This is a genomic window from Pseudomonas danubii, assembly GCF_042980055.1.
In the GTDB taxonomy this organism is placed as follows: domain Bacteria; phylum Pseudomonadota; class Gammaproteobacteria; order Pseudomonadales; family Pseudomonadaceae; genus Aquipseudomonas; species Aquipseudomonas danubii.
On record NZ_CP116502.1, the window covers coordinates 4,225,050 to 4,246,652 of the forward strand.

Annotated in this window: 20 protein-coding genes; 13 read left to right on the top strand and 7 right to left on the bottom strand. The window is 63.4% G+C overall.

Features of this window, described 5'->3' with window-relative positions; translation table 11 throughout:
• Positions 1 to 154 precede the first annotated feature (154 nt).
• Both PFZ56_RS19590 and gloB read right to left on the bottom strand, forming a co-directional pair.
• Complete coding sequence (locus PFZ56_RS19590; RefSeq protein ID WP_170002459.1) at positions 155 to 1,585, bottom strand: transglycosylase SLT domain-containing protein; 1,431 nt, start codon at positions 1,583 to 1,585, stop codon at positions 155 to 157.
• Positions 1,586 to 1,684: 99 nt separating this feature from the next.
• Positions 1,685 to 2,452, bottom strand: a complete 768-nt coding sequence (gene gloB / locus PFZ56_RS19595) for a hydroxyacylglutathione hydrolase (protein WP_123391052.1) — start codon at positions 2,450 to 2,452, stop codon at positions 1,685 to 1,687.
• Between the two features lie 65 nt (positions 2,453 to 2,517).
• On the opposite strand from gloB, the gene PFZ56_RS19600 reads away from it, so the two are divergent.
• Together PFZ56_RS19600 and rnhA are read left to right on the top strand one after the other, a co-directional pair.
• Positions 2,518 to 3,276, top strand: coding sequence for a methyltransferase domain-containing protein (locus PFZ56_RS19600; RefSeq protein WP_102865229.1), 759 nt, complete (start codon positions 2,518 to 2,520; stop codon positions 3,274 to 3,276).
• A gap of 108 nt (positions 3,277 to 3,384) precedes the next feature.
• Positions 3,385 to 3,834 (top strand): ribonuclease HI, encoded by a 450-nt coding sequence (rnhA, locus tag PFZ56_RS19605; RefSeq protein ID WP_102865228.1) that lies wholly within the window; start codon positions 3,385 to 3,387, stop codon positions 3,832 to 3,834.
• A 5-nt stretch (positions 3,835 to 3,839) separates the two neighbouring features.
• Here the strand turns inward: rnhA and PFZ56_RS19610 are convergent, their stop codons facing one another.
• Positions 3,840 to 4,163: a DUF2388 domain-containing protein gene (locus PFZ56_RS19610; protein WP_123391050.1), complete on the bottom strand. Its 324-nt coding sequence runs from the start codon at positions 4,161 to 4,163 to the stop codon at positions 3,840 to 3,842.
• Positions 4,164 to 4,343: 180 nt separating this feature from the next.
• Between PFZ56_RS19610 and dnaQ the strand changes: the two genes are divergently transcribed.
• From dnaQ to PFZ56_RS19625, 3 genes are all read left to right on the top strand, one after another.
• Entirely contained in the window at positions 4,344 to 5,093 is a 750-nt protein-coding gene (dnaQ, locus tag PFZ56_RS19615) for a DNA polymerase III subunit epsilon (protein WP_102865226.1), read from the top strand.
• A 442-nt stretch (positions 5,094 to 5,535) separates the two neighbouring features.
• The gene (locus PFZ56_RS19620; RefSeq protein WP_102879623.1) at positions 5,536 to 7,791 is read left to right on the top strand and encodes an arginine/lysine/ornithine decarboxylase; all 2,256 of its coding nucleotides are present in this window, start codon (positions 5,536 to 5,538) and stop codon (positions 7,789 to 7,791) included.
• 14 nt (positions 7,792 to 7,805) lie between these two features.
• Positions 7,806 to 8,384: a GNAT family N-acetyltransferase gene (locus PFZ56_RS19625; RefSeq protein WP_170002457.1), complete on the top strand. Its 579-nt coding sequence runs from the start codon at positions 7,806 to 7,808 to the stop codon at positions 8,382 to 8,384.
• A 5-nt stretch (positions 8,385 to 8,389) separates the two neighbouring features.
• On the opposite strand, the gene PFZ56_RS19630 is transcribed toward PFZ56_RS19625, so the two are convergent.
• Together PFZ56_RS19630 and PFZ56_RS19635 are read right to left on the bottom strand one after the other, a co-directional pair.
• Positions 8,390 to 9,283 carry a LysR family transcriptional regulator gene (locus tag PFZ56_RS19630; RefSeq protein ID WP_170002455.1) on the bottom strand — a complete coding sequence of 298 codons (894 nt, stop codon included), beginning with the start codon at positions 9,281 to 9,283 and terminating at the stop codon, positions 8,390 to 8,392.
• A gap of 74 nt (positions 9,284 to 9,357) precedes the next feature.
• Complete coding sequence (locus PFZ56_RS19635; protein ID WP_102865222.1) at positions 9,358 to 9,594, bottom strand: hypothetical protein; 237 nt, start codon at positions 9,592 to 9,594, stop codon at positions 9,358 to 9,360.
• Between the two features lie 215 nt (positions 9,595 to 9,809).
• On the opposite strand from PFZ56_RS19635, the gene PFZ56_RS19640 reads away from it, so the two are divergent.
• Both PFZ56_RS19640 and PFZ56_RS19645 read left to right on the top strand, forming a co-directional pair.
• A complete protein-coding gene (locus PFZ56_RS19640) occupies positions 9,810 to 10,367 on the top strand; it encodes an NADPH-dependent FMN reductase (protein ID WP_102865221.1) in 558 nt (185 codons plus the stop codon).
• A 147-nt stretch (positions 10,368 to 10,514) separates the two neighbouring features.
• Complete coding sequence (locus tag PFZ56_RS19645; RefSeq protein ID WP_170002453.1) at positions 10,515 to 11,801, top strand: arsenic transporter; 1,287 nt, start codon at positions 10,515 to 10,517, stop codon at positions 11,799 to 11,801.
• A gap of 87 nt (positions 11,802 to 11,888) precedes the next feature.
• On the opposite strand, the gene PFZ56_RS19650 is transcribed toward PFZ56_RS19645, so the two are convergent.
• Complete coding sequence (locus PFZ56_RS19650; protein ID WP_170002451.1) at positions 11,889 to 12,866, bottom strand: DUF1853 family protein; 978 nt, start codon at positions 12,864 to 12,866, stop codon at positions 11,889 to 11,891.
• A 162-nt stretch (positions 12,867 to 13,028) separates the two neighbouring features.
• Between PFZ56_RS19650 and PFZ56_RS19655 the strand changes: the two genes are divergently transcribed.
• The 6 genes from PFZ56_RS19655 to pepN are packed head-to-tail and all read left to right on the top strand — an operon-like array spanning position 13,029 to position 19,529.
• Positions 13,029 to 13,919, top strand: coding sequence for an NAD(+) kinase (locus PFZ56_RS19655; protein ID WP_007920913.1), 891 nt, complete (start codon positions 13,029 to 13,031; stop codon positions 13,917 to 13,919).
• Entirely contained in the window at positions 13,916 to 14,890 is a 975-nt protein-coding gene (locus PFZ56_RS19660; RefSeq protein ID WP_170002491.1) for a metallophosphoesterase, read from the top strand. Before PFZ56_RS19655 ends, PFZ56_RS19660 begins: the two co-directional genes overlap by 4 nt.
• On the top strand, positions 14,887 to 15,756 hold the full coding sequence (locus PFZ56_RS19665; RefSeq protein WP_102879620.1) for a rhomboid family intramembrane serine protease: 870 nt from the start codon (positions 14,887 to 14,889) through the stop codon (positions 15,754 to 15,756). Before PFZ56_RS19660 ends, PFZ56_RS19665 begins: the two co-directional genes overlap by 4 nt.
• Before the next feature lie 15 nt (positions 15,757 to 15,771).
• Positions 15,772 to 16,032 carry a YeaC family protein gene (locus PFZ56_RS19670; RefSeq protein ID WP_011061566.1) on the top strand — a complete coding sequence of 87 codons (261 nt, stop codon included), beginning with the start codon at positions 15,772 to 15,774 and terminating at the stop codon, positions 16,030 to 16,032.
• The gene (locus PFZ56_RS19675) at positions 16,029 to 16,859 is read left to right on the top strand and encodes a DUF2797 domain-containing protein (protein ID WP_102879619.1); all 831 of its coding nucleotides are present in this window, start codon (positions 16,029 to 16,031) and stop codon (positions 16,857 to 16,859) included. The genes PFZ56_RS19670 and PFZ56_RS19675 overlap by 4 nt, the downstream gene beginning before the upstream one ends.
• Positions 16,860 to 16,871: 12 nt before the next feature.
• A complete protein-coding gene (gene pepN, locus PFZ56_RS19680) occupies positions 16,872 to 19,529 on the top strand; it encodes an aminopeptidase N (protein ID WP_170002449.1) in 2,658 nt (885 codons plus the stop codon).
• Positions 19,530 to 19,692: 163 nt separating this feature from the next.
• Here the strand turns inward: pepN and PFZ56_RS19685 are convergent, their stop codons facing one another.
• Positions 19,693 to 21,324 (bottom strand): SulP family inorganic anion transporter, encoded by a 1,632-nt coding sequence (locus PFZ56_RS19685; protein ID WP_123391046.1) that lies wholly within the window; start codon positions 21,322 to 21,324, stop codon positions 19,693 to 19,695.
• Positions 21,325 to 21,603 lie beyond the last annotated feature (279 nt).

Here is a 21,603-nt window from a genome sequence, read left to right on the forward strand (position 1 = left end):
CCAGGCGGCTTGGGCTTTGTGCTCCGTACAGTAACAGCTTGTATCAGCAGGAAAAAGCTCGCTGGCCCGAGCTTCGTGCAATTGAAATTTCCTGTAGGAGCCGGCTTGCCGGTGAAGGCTGTTCGCCGGCAAGCCGGCTCCTACAGGGCGGATTTCAGTGCGGCAGGTAGACCGTGAGCATCTGGCCCGGCTTGAGGGCCTGGGCTGCGCGCGGGTTCCAGCGCTTGAGGTGCTGCATTTCCACATTGAAACGCTTGGCCACGATGTACAGCGAGTCGCCTTGCTTGACCTTGTATTGGGTCGATTTCTGCTTGCCGCTGCTGGCGACGGTGGTTTTCTTGCCGGCGGTCTTGCGGGTGTCCTGCATCACCAGGGTCTGGCCGACCTTGAGGTTCTTGCCGCTGAGCTTGTTCCAGCGTTGCAGGTCCTGCACATCCACCTTGTTGGCCTTGGCGATCAGGGTCAGGTTGTCGCCGTTCTTGACCCGATAGATGCGCTTGGGCCGCAGCGAGTCGCGGCCTTCGTCGCGGTCGAAGACCGGCTTGAGGGAGCGTTTGCTGATCAGCTCTTCGGGTTTCATGGTGGACAGGCTGGTGGTCAGCAGCTGTGCCTTGGACGTTGGCACCAGCAGGTGTTGCGGGCCATCGACGGTGGTGCGCTGCTTGAACGCCGGATTGAGCTGGAACAGCTCGTCCTCGTCGATGTTGGCCACCGCCGCGACCTTGGACAGGTCCATGCGCTGGTTGATTTCCACCACCTGGAAGTAGGGTTCGTTGGCGATCGGGTTGAGATTGACGCCGTAGGCTTGCGGGGCCAGCACCACCTGGGACAGGGCCAGCAGCTTGGGCACATAGGCCTGGGTTTCCGTCGGCAGCGGCAGGTTCCAGTAGTCGGTGGGCAGGCCGAGCTTCTCGTTACGCTCAATGGCCCGGCTGACCGTGCCTTCGCCGGCGTTGTAGGCGGCCAGTGCCAGCAGCCAGTCGCCGTTGAACATGTCGTGCAGGCGGGTCAGGTAGTCCAGCGCCGCGGTGGTCGACGCGGTGATGTCGCGTCGGCCATCGTAGAAGCGGGTCTGGCGCAGGTTGAAGTAGCGACCGGTGGCCGGGACGAACTGCCAGAGTCCCACCGCATCGGCCCGGGAATAGGCCAGCGGGTTGTAGGCGCTTTCGATGACTGGCAGCAGCGCCAGTTCCAGCGGCATGTTGCGCTCTTCGAGACGTTCGACGATGTAGTGGATATAGAGGCTGCCGCGCTCGCCGGCGTTTTCCAGAAAGGAAGGGTTACTGGCGAACCACAGGCGCTGTTGTTCAATACGCGGGTTGACGCCCTGGCCTTCTTGCAGTTGGAACCCCTGGCGCATGCGTTCCCAGACATCCTGGGGGACTTGCGGGCTTGGCTGGTTGCTCAGCCAGATGGGTTTCTGCTTGATGCGGGCGTTGAAATTCTGAGTGTGTGTCGCGTCGCTCTGCGGGGCATGACCGGTGCTTTGGCAGCCCGCAAGAGTCGCTGACACAGCTACCGCGATGGCCTGGGCCAAGCGCGTCAATGCGTCTGAACTGATGGAATAACGAATAGATGACGACATTGGCTGGAAGTAAGTTCCGGGCAAAAATGTCGGGCGATTCTAGAAAGCACCCGGGGTGCGGTCAACCATTCAGAATTTTTGTGCCAACAGTTGGCCGGCTTAGAACTTATCTTTCCAGGCCCTCAGGGCCGCAAAGACCGCACTCTGGGACGGGTTATCCTGGCCATTCCGTTCGTCCGCTTTTTGTTTAACGGATGTTTCACCGGTACGCAAAAACGGGTTGGTCAGTTTCTCCAGGGCCAGGGTTGATGGCAGGGTCATGCGCCCTTGCTCGCGCATCTGCGCGACCTTTTCCAGACGCTGGGCAATGTCCGGGTTGGCGGGTTCCACTGCCTGGGCGAAGCGCAGGTTGCTCAGGGTGTATTCGTGGGTGCAGTAGATCAGGGTGTCGTCCGGCAGCGCGGCGAGGCGGCTGAGGGAATGGTGCATCTGCTCTGGGGTGCCTTCGAACAGGCGGCCGCAACCGGCGGCGAACAGGGTGTCGCCACAGAACAGCAGGCCGTGATGGTAGTAGGCGATATGCCCCAGGGTATGGCCCGGTACGGCGAACACTTCGAAGTCCCAGCCGAGGATGTTGGCGTGGTCGTTGTCGTTCAGGGCCACGTCGCGTCCGGGGATCTTTTCCTGTGCCGGGCCGTAGACCGTGGCGCCACTGTGCTGTTTCAGGTGCTCGACACCGCCGACATGATCGTGGTGATGGTGGGTCACCAGGATGTCGCTCAGGCTCCAGCCCGGGTGCTGTTCCAGCCAGGCCAGTACCGGCGCCGCATCGCCGGGATCGACGACGGCGCAGCGCTGGCTGCGATGATCTTGTAACAACCAGATGTAGTTGTCGGTGAAGGCGGGCAGGGCACTGATCTGTATCATCTTTGGATTCGCCAAGCGGAAAACAATGGCGCATCTTAGAACTTCTTGGCGTGTTGGAGAATGCAATGACCGATAAAGCCTTCGCTCAGGCAGATCCCGACTGGCTGGCCCTGATCAGTGCGGCCCGGGACTGGTTGTCCGGCCCTCTGGGGCAGTTTCTGCTGGATGAAGAGCGACGCATGCTTGAAGAAGAGCTGGGGCGTTTCTTCGGCGGTTACCTGGTGCATTACGGGCCCTCGGCGCAGACCCCGCCGGCGGCGCCCCAGGTGCAGCGCAACGTACGCCTGGGCGCGCCGTTGCCCGGGGTCGAGATTGTCTGTGAGGAACAGGCCTGGCCCCTGAGCGAACATGCCGCCGATGTGGTGGTGCTGCAACACGGCCTGGATTTCTGCCTGTCGCCCCACGGCCTGCTGCGCGAGGCGGCCAGCAGCGTAAGGCCCGGCGGCCACTTGCTGATTATCGGTATCAACCCCTGGAGCACCTGGGGCCTGCGCCACGTCTTCGCCCATGATGCCTTGCGCCAGGCCCGCTGCATCTCGTCGTCGCGGGTGGGCGACTGGCTCAACCTGCTGGGGTTCGCGCTGGAGAAACGCCGCTTCGGGTGCTATCGTCCGCCGCTTGCCTCGCAGGCATGGCAGGCACGATTGGCGGGCTGGGAGCGCAAGGCCGGGCAGTGGCAGCTGGCCGGTGGCGGCTTTTACCTGCTGGTGGCACGCAAGATCGCCGTCGGCCTGCGCCCGGTGCGCCAGGTGCGACGCGAACCCATGGGCAAGCTGTTGCCACTGCCCATGGCCAAGGTCAATCGCCGTAACAGCGAACCCTGACGACCTGCAGCAACCTTCTTTTTATATAGACCGGCCGAGTGACCTCGGCCCTGGGCGCTGTCGACCGCAATCGGCAGGCCACTGGCAATTTTCTGATGGAAGGCGTGGATGAGCGATAGCGTAGAAATCTTTACCGACGGTGCCTGCAAGGGCAATCCCGGCCCCGGTGGCTGGGGCGCTTTGTTGGTGTGCAAGGGGGTCGAGAAGGAACTCTGGGGCGGCGAAGCCAACACCACCAACAATCGCATGGAACTGATGGCGGCGATTCGCGGCCTGGAAGAGCTCAAGCGCCAGTGCGACGTGTTGCTGGTCACCGACTCGCAGTACGTGATGAAGGGCATCAACGAGTGGATGGCCAACTGGAAGAAGCGCGGCTGGAAGACCGCAGCCAAGGAGCCGGTGAAGAACGCCGACCTGTGGCAGCAACTGGATGAGCAGGTCAACCGCCACAACGTCACCTGGAAATGGGTGCGTGGCCACACCGGCCATCACGGTAACGAGCGTGCCGACCAGTTGGCCAACCGTGGTGTGGATGAGGTTCGCGGCTACAAGGGCTGATGGCGTTACAGGGTGAGGATCGCGGCAGCCAGTTGGGTGTCGCTGTAGGGCGGGTTGTGCAGCACTTGGCGAATCCTCTGCAGCGCCGACTCCAGCTGTACGCCGCGAATCGCCCCGTTGCTGGCGATAAAGGCCGCAGCATCGCTGCGGGCTTGCAGGACGATCTTGTCGTCCTTGAACGAGCTGCTGATCCCGGCGGTGCCTTCGCTGCTGGTCAGCAGCCCGCTCATGCTCAGGTCGGTGCTGATCACCAGGCTGGTGGCCTGGCCGGAGTTGTTGAACAGACCGGCCAGCAGCAGGATTGGCAGGTGGCGCCGGAGTGTCGTCATGGCTGGAAAAGTCCGTGGGGAAGATCGGCGGCACCCTAGCAGGCGAGCCTTCGGCCCACCTCAGCAGCTTTGCTAATAACTGTTAAAAAGTGCGCGGCAGCGGCGTGACCGGTGCGCGCACAGTCCATGGGTTGGGCATGCTAAAATCCCACCCTTTGCCAGATTGAGAACGGACCACTGATGGCCAACAGATCTGTTGTACTCGATACCGAAACCACCGGTATGCCGGTGACCGACGGTCACCGGATCATTGAAATCGGTTGCGTCGAGTTGATCGGTCGGCGCCTGACCGGGCGGCATTTCCACGTTTACCTGCAACCGGATCGCGAGAGTGATGAGGGCGCCATTGGCGTTCACGGCATCACCAACGAGTTCCTGGTGGGCAAGCCGCGTTTCGCCGAAGTCGCCGATGAATTCTTCGACTTTATCAAGGGCGCGCAGCTGATCATCCACAACGCGGCGTTCGACGTTGGTTTCATCAACAACGAATTCGCCTTGATGGGGCAGCACGAGCGGGCGGACATCACCCAGCACTGCACCATCCTCGACACCCTGATGATGGCCCGTGAGCGGCACCCGGGGCAGCGCAACAGCCTCGACGCCCTGTGCAAGCGCTACGGTGTCGACAACTCCGGCCGTGAATTGCACGGCGCCTTGCTCGACTCGGAGATCCTGGCCGACGTCTACCTGACCATGACCGGTGGCCAGACCAGCCTGTCCCTGGCGGGCAATGCCTCGGATGGCAACGGCTCTGGCGAAGGTGCGGGCCGGGCCTCGGAGATCCGCCGGTTGCCGGCCGAGCGGCCGCGGGGGCGGATCATCCGCGCCAGCGAAGCCGAGTTGGCCGAGCATCAGACGCGCCTGGAGATCATCGCCAAGTCTGCCGGCGCCCCGGCCCTGTGGACCCAGTTGCTCGAAAACCAACACTAAGCCTTTGTCGTCCGTGGCCCTGTAGCCGCTGCCGCAGGCTGCGAACGGCTCCTTAGGAGATGCGGCGCTCTTGAGGGCGCTGGAGATTTGGCGGGAGATCGTCAAGCAAGGTCCTGCGGACCTTTTCGCAGCCTCGCCGTGGCTCGGCAGCGGCTACAGGGTAATGCCGAGCCGAGAGTGTTGTAGCCGCTGCCGCAGGCTGCGAACGGCTCCTTAGGCGACAGAGGTTTGTCGGGAGATCGCCAAGCAAGGCCCTGTGGGCCTTCACGCAGCTTCGCCATGGCTCAGCAGCGGCTACAGGTGTGTGGGGCGTGGGCCGGCAATTGTGCCTGTGCGACCTTTTGTTACATCGAGTCTGTGCTCGGGGTGACAGGCGACGCCAGGAGCTTCTACCCTGAGTCCATTGGCGGGACCTACCCGCCGCCTCAGGACAGCCTGCCCCATGTATAAAGACCTGCAGTTTCCGATCCTGATCGTGCACCGCGATATCAAGTCCGACACGGTGGCGGGAGACCGGGTGCGGGGCATCGCCCGGGAGCTGGAGAAGGACGGGTTCAGCATCTTTTCCGCGGTCAACTACGCCGAAGGGCGACTGGTGGCTTCTACCCATCACGGCCTGGCCTGCATGTTGATCGCTGCCGAGGGCGCCGGGGAAAACACCCATCTTCTGCAAAACATGGTGGAGCTGATCCGCCTGGCCCGGGTACGCGCACCCTTGTTGCCGATCTTCGCCCTCGGGGAGCAGATGACCCTGGAAAACGCCCCCGCCGATGCCATGAGCGAGCTCAACCAGCTGCGGGGCATTCTCTACCTGTTCGAGGACACGGTGCCGTTCCTGGCCCGGCAAGTGGCCCGGGCCGCGCGCAATTATCTCGACGGCCTGCTGCCGCCGTTCTTCAAGGCCCTGGTGCAGCACACCGCCGATTCCAACTATTCCTGGCACACCCCGGGGCACGGCGGTGGCGTGGCCTATCGCAAGAGCCCGGTGGGCCAGGCGTTTCACCAGTTCTTCGGGGAGAACACCCTGCGTTCGGACCTGTCGGTGTCAGTGCCGGAGCTGGGTTCGCTGCTGGACCACACCGGGCCCCTGGCGGAAGCCGAGGCGCGGGCGGCGCGCAATTTCGGTGCCGACCATACCTTCTTCGTGATCAATGGCACCTCCACCGCCAACAAGATCGTCTGGCATTCCATGGTGGGGCGCGATGACCTGGTGCTGGTGGATCGCAACTGCCACAAGTCGGTGTTGCACTCGATCATCATGACCGGGGCCATCCCCCTGTACCTGTGTCCTGAACGTAATGAACTGGGGATCATCGGGCCGATTCCCTTGAGCGAGTTCAGCCCCGAGTCGATCCAGGCCAAGATCGATGCCAGTCCGCTGACCCGTGGCCGGCCGCCCAAGGTCAAGCTGGCGGTGGTCACCAACTCCACCTATGACGGCCTGTGCTACAACGCCGAGCTGATCAAGCAAAGCCTGGGCAACAGTGTCGAGGTGCTGCATTTCGACGAGGCCTGGTATGCCTACGCGGCCTTCCACGAATTCTTCGCCGGGCGTTACGGCATGGGCACCTCGCGCTCCGCTGACAGCCCCCTGGTGTTCACCACCCATTCCACCCACAAGCTGCTGGCGGCTTTCAGTCAGGCGTCGATGATCCATGTGCAGGATGGCGGCGCCCGACAACTGGATCGGGACCGCTTCAACGAAGCCTTCATGATGCACATCTCGACGTCGCCGCAGTACAGCATCATTGCCTCGCTGGATGTGGCCTCGGCGATGATGGAAGGGCCGGCGGGGCGCTCGCTGCTACAGGAAATGTTCGATGAAGCCCTGAGCTTCCGCCGGGCCTTGGCCAATCTGCGGCAGAACATCGCCGCCGATGACTGGTGGTTCTCGATCTGGCAGCCGGAGCGGGTCGAAGGCATCGATCAGGTGCGCACCGGCGACTGGTTGCTGGAGCCCGAAGGCGAGTGGCACGGTTTTGCCGGCGTCACCGACGACTATGTGCTGCTCGATCCGATCAAGGTGACCCTGGTGATGCCTGGCCTTACCGCTGGCGGGGCCTTGAGTGAACACGGAATTCCCGCGGCCGTGGTCAGCAAGTTCCTCTGGGAACGCGGGCTGGTGGTGGAAAAGACCGGGCTCTATTCGTTCCTGGTGCTGTTCTCCATGGGCATCACCAAGGGCAAGTGGAGCACGCTGCTCACCGAGCTGCTGGAGTTCAAGCGCAACTACGACGCCAATGTCAGCCTGGCCAGTTGCCTGCCCAGCGTCGCCGGGCAGGACCCTCAGCGCTATCAGGGCATGGGCTTGCAGGATCTGTGCGACCAGTTGCACGCCTGCTACCGCAGCAACGCCACGGCCAAGCACCTCAAGCGCATGTACACGGTGCTGCCGGAGGTGGCGATGAAGCCGGCCGATGCCTATGACCATCTGGTACGCGGCGAAGTGGAGGCGGTGTCCATCGATCAACTGCAGGGGCGTATCGCGGCGGTGATGCTGGTGCCATACCCACCGGGTATTCCGCTGATCATGCCCGGTGAGCGATTTACCGAAGCGACCCGCTCGATCATCGACTACCTGGCCTTTGCCCGAGCTTTCGACAGCAGTTTCCCGGGGTTCGTCGCCGATGTGCATGGCCTGCAGCATGACGACCAGGGCCATGGCCGGCAGTACACCGTCGATTGCGTCAAAGCATGAGGAGTTTTCCTGCTATGCAACCTGTGGTGAATCCCAAGTATCCGGGACTGGCGATCCGTGTGGCCGACGAGGGCTTCGCCGCCTACGTCTGGGGCAGCGACTTCAGCTTCGAAGTCAGTGCCTACGCCGAGGCAGAGCGGGGCATGCCGGTGGCGGACTGGCCGCTGCGCAGGATCATGCCTTACCGCAAGTGCTATGGCATCGATCCCGAGGAATTCAGCAGTTACCGCAACGCCGCGGACAGCGAGATCTTCATGGCCTACCTGGACGACCAGCCCGTGGGGCACGTGGTGGTCAGCACCAATTGGAACGGTTACGGGCATATCGACGAGTTGGCGGTGCATGCGCCGGCCCGGCGGCACGGCGTCGCCAAGGGGCTGCTGGAGGTGGCGCAGTTCTGGAGTCGCAAGAAGCAGTTGCCGGGGGTGATGCTGGAAACCCAGAACAACAACCTCGGCGCCTGTCGCCTGTATGAGCGCTGCGGCTACGTGGTGGGCGGGGTGGATCACCTGCGTTATCGCGGCATCGATCCGAATACCAGCGAGGTGGCGATTTTCTGGTACCGGCTGTTTACCGATGAGCCTCAGGCGTAACGGTCCTAGCCGGCCAGCAGCGTTTCGGCCTGCTCGGTCAGCAGTTCCAGCAGGGCGCCGAGCAGGGGCGAGTCCTCGCCGGAACTGCGGCGCAAGGCGTACAGCGTGACACTGATGGGGGGTGACAAGGGGCAGGCATCGAGCCCGGCGCCACGGGCACCCACGGCGGTGAACGGGTCGACGATGGCCAGGCCCTCACCGGCCTCCACCAGGCTGCGCATCATCTGGTAGGTCTGTACCCGGGTCTGGATTACCGGGCTTGGGCGCAGATTCTGCAGCTTGCTGGTGAGTATCACGCTCAGCGGGTCCTGGCCCTCCAGGCCCACCATGGCCTGGCCCGCCAGCTCCTGCAGGGCCACGTATTTCTGCTTGGGTTGCAGCCAGCCATGGGGCGCCAGCAAAAACAGCTTGCCCTGAGCCAGGGCCTGACTGTGGATGTCCGGGTGTTCGGGGTCATGCAGGCTCAGGCCCAGGTCACAGTCGTGCAGCAGCAGGCTGTGGACCATGTCGCGGGTGCTCTGGCTGAGGAGGCTGCAGGGCGTATCGGTGAAGCGCCGGCGCAGGGCCGCGATGCATTGAGGCAGCAGTTGCTGGACCAGCGGCGGCGTGCCGACGATGCGCAAAGGCGGCGCCTGATGAAACCTCAGGCTGTCAGCCAGGCGTTGTACCGGCTCGAAAGCGTCGTACACCCGGTTGATTGCCGGTTGCAATTCCCGGGCTTCGCGAGTGGCCTGCAAGCGCCCGCGCACGCTGGCGAACAGCATGAACCCCAATTGGCTTTCGGCATCGCGTAGCAGGGCTTCGACTTCAGCCACCGAGAGTTGCAGCAGCTCGGCGGCGGTGCCCAGGTGGGCGGTTTGCAGGAGCGCCTGAATCACTTCGATATGACGTAAACGCATGCTTGAAGTCCATGTCCAGCCGGTTAGGGAGTCAGGCGTTGAATCCTACCCCAAGTCCGGGCCGGCGGGCATGATCACTCACTGACATAGGTTTCCGGCTCCCGCACGATGGTGACGTCCGATTGCACCAGCAGGAATTGATTGTCATCGAGCTTCTTGACCCGGTCGCCAATGGCCAGGCGGTAGGTGGTAACGGGCTCCGAGCTGGCCTGGTCGCCCTCTGCGGGCATGGATTCCTGGAACTCGTGCACTGAATACACCCGTCCCTCGGCATCTCTTGCATGGAATTGTCCGACAAGTACTGCTGCCATCTTTAGAGCCTCTGGAGATAAAACACGCAAATTCGGTGCTGTAGACCCGACGTGTGCAAGGTAAGTTTTGCCGGCCGGAAAAAATAATCCGCCGTCGCAGCAGGCGGCCTCCCAGGTCTTGGAACTTATGCAGGGAAATGGTTTGTGTGGGGTAGCAGGCGACCCCCAGGCTCATCTATAACTAACACCTTCTTCAAGCCAAGGGTTGGAATGCAATGAGCAATGTCTACAAAGTCGCAGTGCTGGTCGGCAGTCTGAGAAAACAATCCCTGAATCGCAAGGTGGCCCTGGCGTTGGCCGAGCTGGCGCCGGCGAACCTGCAGTTGAGCATCGTCGAGATTGGCGATCTGGCGCTGTACAACGAAGACATCGACGTGACGCCTCCCGCGGCCTACACCCGCTTTCGCGAACAGATCGGCGCTGCCGATGCGGTACTGTTCGTCACCCCGGAGTACAACCGCTCGGTACCGGCAGCCCTGAAGAACGCCATCGACGTCGGTTCGCGTCCCTATGGCAAAAGTGCCTGGAGCGGCAAGCCCGGAGCGGTGATCAGCGTTTCCCCCGGGGCCATCGGCGGCTTCGGTGCCAACCACCACCTGCGCCAATCCCTGGTATTCCTCAATGTGCCGTGCATGCAGCAGCCCGAAGCCTACCTGGGCGGCGCCGGCTCGGCGTTCGACGAAGCGGGCAAGCTGTCGGAAGCGACCCGGCCGTTCCTGCAGAACTTCATCACCGCCTACGGCCAATGGGTCGAGCAGCACAAGAAGGCTTGAGTGCTGTCTGTCACCCACATTCTCCTGCTCTGGTAGGCACCGGCTTGCCGGCGAACGGGCTCCTGGGGCTTGTATCAGCCTCAGGTGCACGGTCGCTGGCAAGCCAGCTCCTGCGCTAGCCCCCTCTTTATTCAAGATTTCTTAGTCATGTTGATTGCAGTATCGATTTTCTTGCTGACCATTACCCTGGTGATCTGGCAGCCCAAAGGCCTGGGCGTCGGTTGGAGCGCGGTGTTCGGCGCGCTCCTGGCCCTGTTCTGCGGCGTGGTGCAACTGGCCGACATCCCGGTGGTGTGGCAGATCATCTGGAACGCCACCGGCACCTTCGTTGCGCTGATCATCATCAGCCTGCTGCTGGACGAGGCCGGGTTCTTCGCCTGGGCGGCCCTGCATGTGGCGCGCTGGGGGCGGGGCAGGGGGCGACGGCTGTTCGCCTTCATGGTGCTGTTGGGAGCCCTGGTGTCAGCACTGTTCGCCAACGACGGCGCGGCGCTGATCCTCACGCCCATCGTCATTTCCATGCTGCTGGCCTTGCGCTTTTCTGCCGCCACGACCCTGGCTTTCGTCATGGGGGCCGGCTTCATCGCCGACACCGCAAGCTTGCCGCTGGTGGTGTCGAACCTGGTGAACATCGTCTCCGCGGACTTCTTTCAGATCGGTTTCAACCGTTATGCGGCGGTGATGCTGCCGGTCAACCTGGTGAGCGTCGCGGCGACCCTGGCGGTGCTGCTGTGGTTTTTCCGCCGGGACATCCCTGAGCAGTACGATCCGCGGCAACTGGCCGAGCCGGCCAGTGCCATTCATGACCGGGCGACCTTCATCGCCGGCTGGTGGGTGCTGCTGATCCTGCTGCTGGGCTGTTTTGCCCTGGAGCCGCTGGGGATTCCCATCAGCGCCATTTCCGCGGTCTGCGCCACTTTGCTGCTGGTGATCGCGGCACGTGGGCACAAGATCTCCACCCGCAAAGTGCTCAAGGAAGCGCCATGGCAGATCGTGATTTTCTCCTTGGGCATGTATCTGGTGGTTTATGGCTTGCGCAATGCCGGGCTGACCGGGTATCTGGCGGGCTGGCTCGACGGCTTTGCCGCTGGTGGCGTCTGGGGGGCGGCGCTGGGCACCGGATTGCTGACGGCGGGGCTGTCATCGGTGATGAACAATTTGCCCACGGTGCTGATCGCTGCCTTGTCCATCGATGCCAGTCAGGCCACCGGGGTGGTCAAGGAAGCGATGATCTACGCCAATGTCATTGGCAGCGACCTGGGACCGAAAATCACCCCCATCGGCAGCCTGGCCACATTGCTTTGGCTGCATGTGCTTGAACGCAAGGGCATCCATATTGGCTGGGGTTATTACTTCCGGGTCGGCATCGTGCTGACACTGCCGGTGCTGCTGGTGACCCTGGCGGCCCTGGCGTTGCGGCTTTCCCTGGTATAGCGAAACCCCACCGAGCCGGCTTGCCGGCGAAGGGGGCGGCGAGATGTGTGCCCGGCGGGGGGAGGACTTTCGCTGGCACGCCAGCGCCTACGCAGGTTGATCTCTGGGCGCAAGGGGCTGGGTCGCGGGGACGTTGGGCCAGAGGTCGGCCACCAGGAACAGGCGTTCGGCTTCTTCCCAGCCCCCTTCGGCTGTTTCCACCAGTCGTACCAGCAGTTGCGCCGGGGCCTGGGCGTCCAGTTCTGCAAGCCATTGCTGCAGTTGCCCGGCCGTCCAGGCCTGTTCGGCCGGATAGTGAGCCGGAGCCAGCCAGGCGTGGCGGGGCAGGGGCTGCCAACGCCCGGGTGCGCTCTGGGCGATGAAGGCGGGCCAGTCCCGCTGGTGCAGCCAGCGCCCTCGCAGGTGCTGCGGGTGAGCGCCTTGAGGCGGTTCGGCGTGGCCCGGCCAGGGATAGAGCAGGTAGCCCCCCAGCCACAGGTGGGCGTTGAACTGCTGGATATCCAGCGCCGCCAAGGCTTCGCGGCTTTCGGCGCGGGCGGAAATCGGCAGTTGGTGCTCGTCCAGGTGCGCCAGCTTGCGGTCCAGGCGGTCGTGACAGCCCGGGCCAAGCCATTGCGCACTGTCGCAGCCGTTGCCGTGCTGCGGGCCCAGGTAGAGCTTGATCGCCAGCTCCAGGTGATGCACGCCTTCGCGGTCGCGCAGCAGCATGTCCAGTTCACCGAGGGTGTGCCCCTCACGGCGGATCGGCAGGTTGGCCGCCAGCAGTTCCACCCCCGGCGCATGCTGCACGGCAAATTGCCAGAGGCGTTCGTAGTACAGGCCCAGGCGCCGGGTCCGACCCTGATTCAGCCAATGGCGCAAGGCGCGGCTGTCCAGATCCTGGCATCGCAGCCAGTGGGCCAGCAGTTGTGGCGCCAGCACCCAGTCGCTGCCGGCCAGGGGGTGGCGCTGTGGCCAGGGCGTATGGCTGAGCATCGGCGGCGCGAGGATGACCCAGGCGAGGTCGCGGACTTCAGGTTGACGCAACTGGCGGGGGAGGCTGAGCAAATCCGGGAACAGGAGCATCTTGCGAGCATAGACGCAAACCTGTGCCGTTCGCGATAAATGCGTGCCACTCGCAGTTGCGTCGGCTGCTCCCAAGCGCCCGTGGCTGAAAGGATTTTGTCTAACGCCGGGTTTCGCCCATAATCCTCCGTTTCGCCCGTACCCGAATTCCGCAGGAGCCCCATGGAGCAGTTTCGCAATATCGGCATTATCGGTCGCCTGGGCAGTTCCCAGGTGCTGGACACAGTTCGCCGACTGAAGAAGTTTCTGCTGGCGCGCCACCTGCACGTGATCCTTGAAGACACCATCGCCGAAGTGCTGCCGGGCCACGGTCTGCAGACCTCCTCGCGCAAGCTGTTGGGCGAGGTCTGCGACATGGTCATCGTGGTCGGCGGCGACGGCAGCCTGCTGGGCGCCGCTCGGGCCCTGGCCCGGCACAATATTCCGGTGCTGGGGATCAACCGCGGCAGCCTGGGCTTTCTCACCGACATCCGCCCCGATGAGCTGGAAGTCAAGGTTGCCGAAGTGCTCGACGGCCACTATCTGGTGGAAAACCGCTTCCTGCTGCAGGCCGAAGTCCGTCGCCATGCCGAGGCCATCGGCCAGGGCGATGCGCTCAACGACGTGGTGCTGCACCCGGGCAAGTCGACGCGGATGATCGAGTTCGAGATCTACATCGACGGCCAGTTCGTCTGCAGCCAGAAGGCCGACGGCCTGATCGTCGCCACGCCTACCGGTTCCACGGCCTATGCGCTGTCCGCCGGCGGCCCGATCATGCATCCCAAGCTGGATGCCATTGTGATTGTGCCGATGTACCCCCATACCTTGTCTGGAAGGCCGATCGTGGTCGATGGCAACAGTGAGCTGAAAATCGTCGTGTCCAAAGATATGCAGATCTATCCGCAAGTCTCCTGTGACGGGCAGAACCACTTCACCTGTGCCCCGGGCGACACCATCACGGTCAGCAAGAAGGCGCAGAAGCTGCGCCTGATCCATCCGCTGGACCACAACTACTACGAGGTCTGTCGGACCAAACTCGGCTGGGGCAGCCGACTGGGCGGTGGAGGCGACTGATGCTCGATCCCGCGCGTAGCTACGACCTGATCGGTGACGTGCACGGTTGCGCCCTGACCCTGGAGCACTTGCTGGATCGGCTCGGGTATCACAAGCAGGGCGGCGTCTGGCGGCACCCGTCGCGCATGGCGGTGTTCCTCGGCGATATCATCGACCGCGGCCCGCGAATCCGTGAATCGCTGCATATCGTCCACGACATGGTGGTGGCCGGTCAGGCGCTGTGCATCATGGGCAACCATGAATTCAACGCCCTGGGCTGGAGCACCCCGGCGGCGGCCGGCAGCGGCAAGCAGTTCGTGCGCGAACACACCCCGCGCCATGCCCGACTGATCCACGAAACCCTGACCCAGTTCGAACACCACCCTGGCGACTGGCACGACTTCCTCGAGTGGTTCTATGAACTGCCGCTGTTCGTCGACGCCGGCCGTTTCCGCGTGGTGCACGCTTGCTGGGATGCCGGCCTGATCGCGCCCCTGCGCCAGCAGTATCCGGACGGTTGCATCGATCGAACCTTCCTCCAGGCCTCGGCGCTGCCCGACAGTTTTGCCAGCACCGCCTTCGATCGCCTGCTGCGCGGCACCGACATGCGCCTGCCCCACGGCCTGACCATGACCAGCGGTGACGGCCTGACCCGGGCGTTCTTTCGCACCAAGTTCTGGGAAGACGACCCACAGACCTACGGCGACATCGTCTTCCAGCCCGATGCCTTGCCCGATCCGGTGGCTCGCACACCGTTGTCCCCGGCCGAGAAAAACAGCCTGCTGCGCTACGGCGCCGACGAGCCGATGCTGTTCGTCGGCCACTACTGGCGCAGCGGCAAGCCGGCGCCGATCCGGCCCAACCTGGCGTGCCTGGATTACAGCGCGGTGCTCTACGGCAAGCTCGCCGCGTATCGGCTGGACCAGGAAACCCGCCTGGACCCGAATAAATTTGTCTGGGTCGACGTCGAGCGGCCCGAGGTGTTGCGATGAGCGCGGTAGCGGTTTTGCGTCTGCCCCTGGCCACGGATCTGAGTGGTTTCGTCAAACTGCTGCAGCGCATGCAGGTGCCGCACCGGGTCAGTGAGGAGGCCGGCGAGCAGGTGCTCTGGGTGCCGGAATCCATCAGTGAGGATGTGCGGGGCCTGTACCAGCGCTTTCCCCAGGGCGATCCCGAGCAGCAACTGGATATCCCGCAGGCGGCCACCCCGGCCCGCGTCGGCCTGGGGGAGCAGTTGCGCCGCAGCCCGATTACCGCGCTGATCCTGCTGCTGAGCCTGGCGGTTTGCGGCATCACCTTGCTGGGGGACAACCTGCAAACCCTCGGCTGGTTTACCTTCCTCGAGTTTCGCGTGGTCGGCGACTACATCCAGTTCAGTTCCCTGGCCGACAGCCTGGCGGCGGGGCAGTGGTGGCGCCTGGTGACGCCGATGCTGATCCACTTCGGCATCCTGCATATCGCCATGAACGGCATGTGGTACTGGGAACTGGGGCGGCGTATCGAGTTGCGCCAGGGCAGCATCAACCTGCTGGGCTTGACCCTGCTGTTCAGCCTGGTGTCCAACTACGCCCAATACTATTTCAGTGGCCCGACCCTGTTCGGCGGCCTGTCCGGGGTGCTCTACGGTCTGCTCGGGCATTGCTGGATCTACCAATTACTGTCCCCCAACCCCATCTACCGCCTGCCCCGGGGCGTGCTGGTGATGATGCTGGTGTGGCTGCTGCTGTGCCTGTCCGGGCTGGTGTCGATGATCGGGTTCGGCGAAATCGCCAACGCCGCCCACGTCGGCGGGCTGCTCGTCGGTTGCCTTACTGGTTTGTTGGGCGGCTTGTACAGTCGCCGTAAACTGGCCCTTTGAATGCTGGAGTCTTGTATGTCGTCCTTTGTCGAAATGATCGAAAACATCACCCCCGAGATCTACCAGAGCCTGAAGCTGGCGGTAGAGATCGGCAAATGGTCCGATGGCCGCAAGCTCACCGCCGAGCAGCGTGAACTGTCGCTGCAGGCGATGATTGCCTGGGAAATGCAGAACCTGCCCGAGGACCAGCGCACCGGCTACATGGGCCCGCAGGAATGCGCCTCGAAGTCGGCGCCGGTGCCGAACATCCTGTTCAAGTCGGATGCCATCCATTGATCGAGATTGGCCGCGGTTCCATCAGCAAAATGTCGGCACGCCTGGACGGGCCGAATGTTCAGTACGCTTTTCGCCTGGGTGACAGCGAGGTGCCGGTCAACCCCCTGATCGGTACTCAGGTGCGCCTGGAATACCTGGGGGCGATCCACTGCACTCACTGCGGGCGCAAGACCAAGACCAGTTTCAGCCAGGGTTACTGCTATCCGTGCATGACCAAGCTGGCCCAGTGCGATATCTGCATCATGAGTCCGGAACGTTGCCACTACGACGCCGGCACCTGCCGCGAGCCGTCCTGGGGCGAGCAGTTCTGCATGACCGATCACGTGGTCTATTTGGCCAACTCCTCGGGGATCAAGGTCGGCATCACCCGCGCCACCCAGTTGCCGACCCGCTGGCTCGACCAGGGCGCCAGCCAGGCGCTGCCGATCATGCGCGTGGCGACCCGCCAGCAATCGGGCTTCGTCGAGGATCTGTTCCGCTCCCAGGTGGCGGACAAGACCAACTGGCGTGCCTTGCTCAAGGGCGATGCCCAGGCGGTGGACCTGGTGGCGGTGCGCGAGCAACTGTTTGAATCCTGCGCCGAGGGCCTGTTGGCCCTGCAGGAGCGTTTCGGCCTGCAGGCGATTCAGCCGGTGACCGATATCGAGCCCCTGGAGATTCGTTATCCGGTCGAGCAGTACCCGGCCAAGATCGTCAGCTTCAACCTGGACAAGAACCCGATTGCCGAAGGCACGCTGCTGGGGATCAAGGGCCAGTACCTGATCTTCGACACCGGCGTGATCAACATTCGTAAGTACACGGCCTACCAGCTCGCCGTGCATCAGTAGAAGGAATTCGCCATGCGCACCGATCAACCGAAGATGATCTACCTGAAGGACTATCAGGCCCCCGAGTACCTGATCGACGAGACCCACCTGACCTTCGAGTTGTTCGAGGACCACAGCCTGGTCCATGCGCAGCTGGTGATGCGTCGCAACCCGGCCCGTGGCGCCGGGCTGCCGCCGCTGGTGCTGGATGGCCAGCAGCTGGAGCTGCTATCGGTGAGCCTCGCCGATCAGCCGCTGAGTGCTGGCGACTACCAGCTGGACGACAGCCACCTGACCCTGCACCCCACCAGCGCCAGCTTCACCCTGGACACCAGCGTGAAGATCCACCCGGAAAGCAACACCGCCCTGGAAGGCCTGTACAAGTCCAGTGGCATGTTCTGCACCCAGTGCGAAGCCGAGGGCTTTCGCAAGATCACCTATTACCTCGACCGCCCGGATGTGATGAGCAAGTTCACCACCACCGTGGTGGCCGAGCAGCACAGCTACCCGGTGCTGCTCTCCAACGGTAACCCGATTGCCAGCGGCCCCGGTGAAGACGGCCGGCACTGGGCGACCTGGGAAGACCCGTTCATGAAGCCCGCCTACCTGTTTGCCCTGGTGGCCGGTGACCTGTGGTGCGTGGAAGACAGCTTCCGCACCCAGAGCGGCCGCGATGTGGCGCTGCGCATCTATGTCGAGCCGGAAAACATCGACAAGTGCCAGCACGCCATGAACAGCCTGAAAAAGTCCATGCGCTGGGACGAAGAGACCTACGGCCGTGAATACGACCTGGACATCTTCATGATCGTCGCGGTGAACGACTTCAACATGGGCGCCATGGAAAACAAGGGCCTGAACATCTTCAACTCCAGCGCCGTGCTGGCCCGTGCCGAAACTGCCACCGACGCCGCCCACCAGCGGGTCGAGGCGATTGTCGCCCACGAGTACTTCCACAACTGGTCGGGCAACCGCGTGACCTGCCGCGACTGGTTCCAGCTGTCGCTCAAGGAAGGCTTCACGGTGTTCCGCGATGCCGGTTTCTCCGCGGACATGAACTCGCGCACCGTCAAGCGCATTCAGGACGTGGCCTACCTGCGCACCCACCAGTTCGCCGAAGACGCCGGCCCCATGGCCCATGCCGTGCGCCCGGAAAGCTTTATCGAGATCTCCAACTTCTACACCCTGACCGTGTACGAGAAGGGCTCGGAAGTCGTCGGCATGATCCACACCTTGCTCGGAGCTGAAGGTTTCCGTAAGGGCAGTGACCTGTACTTCGAGCGCCATGACGGTCAGGCCGTGACCTGTGACGATTTCGTCAAGGCCATGGAAGATGCCAACGGCGTCGATCTGACCCAGTTCAAACGCTGGTACAGCCAGGCCGGTACGCCACGGCTGGCGGTCAGCGAGTCCTACGACGCGGCGGCCAAGACCTACAGCCTGACCTTCCGCCAGAGCTGCCCGCAGACCCCGGACAAAGTGGAGAAACTGCCGTTCGTGATCCCGGTGGAGCTTGGCCTGCTGGACTCGAAAGGGGCGGGTATGGCCCTGCGCCTGTCCGGCGAAAACGCCGCCCAGGGGACTTCCCGGGTGATCTCGGTGACCGAGGCGGAGCAGACCTTCACCTTCGTCGATATCGCCGAACATCCGTTGCCATCGCTGCTGCGGGGCTTCTCGGCGCCGGTGAAGCTCAGCTTCCCCTACAACCGCGACCAGCTGATGTTCCTCATGCAGCACGACAGCGACGGTTTCAACCGTTGGGACGCCGGCCAGCAGTTGGCCGTGCAAGTGCTGCAAGAACTGATTGCCCAGCATCAGCAGGGTCAGGCGCTGGTGATGGACGAACGTCTGGTGACTGCCCTGGGCACTGTGCTGGCGGATGACAGCCTGGACCAGGCCATGGTCGCGGAAATGCTCTCCCTGCCGGGCGAGGCCTATCTGACCGAGATCAGCGAAGTGGCGGATGTCGAGGCGATCCATGCGGCTCGCGAGTTTGCCCGCCAGCAACTGGCTGACAGCCTGTTTGATGCGCTGTGGAAGCGTTATCAGGCCAACCGGGCTGTGTCCAAGGCCACGGCCTATGTGGCCGAGTCCGAGCACTTTGCCCGTCGCGCGCTGCAGAACATTGCGTTGTCCTACCTGATGTTGACCCGCAACCCCGAAGTGCTGGCGGCGGCCATCGAGCAGTTCGACAGCGCCGACAACATGACCGAGCGCCTCACCGCCCTGGCGGTGCTGGTCAACTCGCCGTTCGAGGCCGAGAAGGCCCAGGCTCTGGCAGTGTTCGCCGAGAACTTCAAGGACAACGCCCTGGTCATGGACCAGTGGTTCAGCGTCCAGGCAGGCAGCCCGTTGCCGGGCGGCCTGGAGCGGGTCAAGGCGCTGATGCAGCACCCGGCGTTCAACCTCAAGAACCCGAACAAGGTGCGGGCGTTGGTGGGGGCTTTTGCCGGGCAGAACCTGATCAACTTCCATGCGGCGGATGGTTCGGGTTATCGCTTCCTGGCGGATCTGGTGATCCAGCTCAACGGCTTCAACCCGCAGATTGCCTCGCGGCAACTGGCGCCACTGACTCGCTGGCGCAAATACGACAGCGCCCGTCAGGCGCTGATGAAGGGCGAACTGGAGCGCATCCGTGCTTCCGGCGATCTCTCCAGCGACGTGTTCGAAGTGGTGAGCAAAAGCCTCGCCTGACGGCGGCAGCGGCTACGCCTGTAGCCGCTGCTGAGCCTGCGAAGCTGCGCCAAGGTCCGCAGGACCTTGCTTGGCGATCGCCCGTCATACCTCTGTCGGTCTTGAGATCGATGCGTCCCTGCGACGCAGTGCCGCCCAGACCGTTCGCAGCCTGCGGCAGCGGCTACAGGGGAGGCAGTGCGCTGCTCAAGTCGCGGTGATAGTTCTGCGCGCCAATGGCGTGCAGGATGCCCACTCGCTCAAGCTTGGCATGAACCTTCAGGTTGGCTTCGCACAGTTTCACCACGATCCCGCGCTTGTGCAGCTGACCTATCACTTCCTCCAGGGTCTGCAGCCCAGTGATATCCATGAACGGCACATGCTTGAGGCGGATGATCAGCAGCCTGGGATCGCTATGGGTCTGGGCCAGGGCCCGTTCAAAGGTTTCGGCAGCGCCAAAGAACAGGGGGCCTTCGATGGTATAGATCAGCACCCCAGCAGGCAGGTGCCCGCGTCCTTTGCCGCGCAATTCGTTCTCCAGATCCTCTCCCACCACCTGCTGCACCTCCACCGAGGAGGCCATGCGCCGCAGAAAATGCAGCATCGCCAGGATCACTCCGATGTTCACCGCAATCACCAGATCACTGAACACCGTCAGCACAAAGGTACACAGCAGGATCGCCACATCCGCCCGGGGCGCGCGTTGCACCATGCGCTTGAAGTGGTGCAGCTCACTCATGTTGTAGGCCACCACGAACAGGATCGCCGCCAGGGCGCACAACGGGATATTGGCCGCCAGCGGCGCGAGAAACAGGATGATCAGCACCAGCACCACGGCGTGGGTGATGCCGGCCAGCGGGCTGCTGCCGCCGTTGCGGATGTTGGTGGCGGTGCGGGCAATGGCGCCGGTGGCGGCGAACCCGCCAAACAGCGGCGTGGCCAGGTTGGCGATGCCCTGGCCGATCAGTTCCTGGTTGGAGTCGTGGCGGGTGCCGGCCATGCCGTCGGCCACCACCGCCGACAACAGCGATTCGATGGCTCCGAGCATGGCGATGGCGAAGGCCGGTCCTATCAGGTCGAGTATCCGTGGCAGGCTGATCTCGGGCAGTTGCAGGGTCGGCAAGCCCTGGGGAATGCCGCCAAAGGCACTGCCGATGGTGGCCACGCCCTGGAACTGGAACAGTGACTGCAAGGCGGTGGCCAGGACCATGGCAACCAGCGGCGCCGGCAGGCGCTTGAGCGCGGGGATCTTGGGTACCCACAACAGCAGCGCCAGGCTGAGCAAGGCCAGCAGGGTGGTGGCCAGGTGCAGTTCGGGCAGGGCTTGCAGCAGGTGCCAGAGCTTCTGGTGGAAGTGTTCGCCCTGGACGGCGGGCAGGCCGAAAAAGTCTTTCCACTGGCTGACCCAGATGATCACCCCGATCCCGGCGGTGAAGCCGAGAATTACCGGGTCGGGGATGAATTTGATCAGGGCGCCCAGGCGGCTGATGCCCAGCAGGAACAGGATGATGCCGGCCATCATGGTCGCCAGCTGCAGGCCGTCGACCCCGTATTTGGCAGTGACCCCGGCGAGAATCACGATAAAGGCCCCGGTGGGGCCGGCGATCTGCAAGCGGCTACCGCCGAACAGCGACACCAGCAGGCCGCCGACGATGGCGGTGTAGATGCCCTGTTCCGGCTTGACCCCGGAGGCGATGGCAAACGCCATGGCCAGGGGCAGCGCCACCACGCCGACAATCACCCCAGCCACCAGGTTGCGAGCCCAGTGCCGGGGGCCGAGCAAGCCAGCCTTCCACGCCTCGCGTATGGCAATCATGCGTCACTCCTGAAGGTCATCGGGCTCGCCACCCACGCAGCTCATCATAGTCAACACTGGGTAGCGGCGGCTTATGCCCTGGATCAGCCTTTGGTCGTGTACCGGTGCTACACGCCGACAGGCCGCGCAAACCTCAGCTAAATTGACAAGCTTTTCGTACCGCCATCAACGCTTCCTCGCCTGCTGCAGAGGAGCATCGATCAGCCCAGCGAATGCCCGAGCATTCAGGGGCCTGGCCAGACGCGGTGATTAACAAAAGATAACGTGGCGTTGATTGTC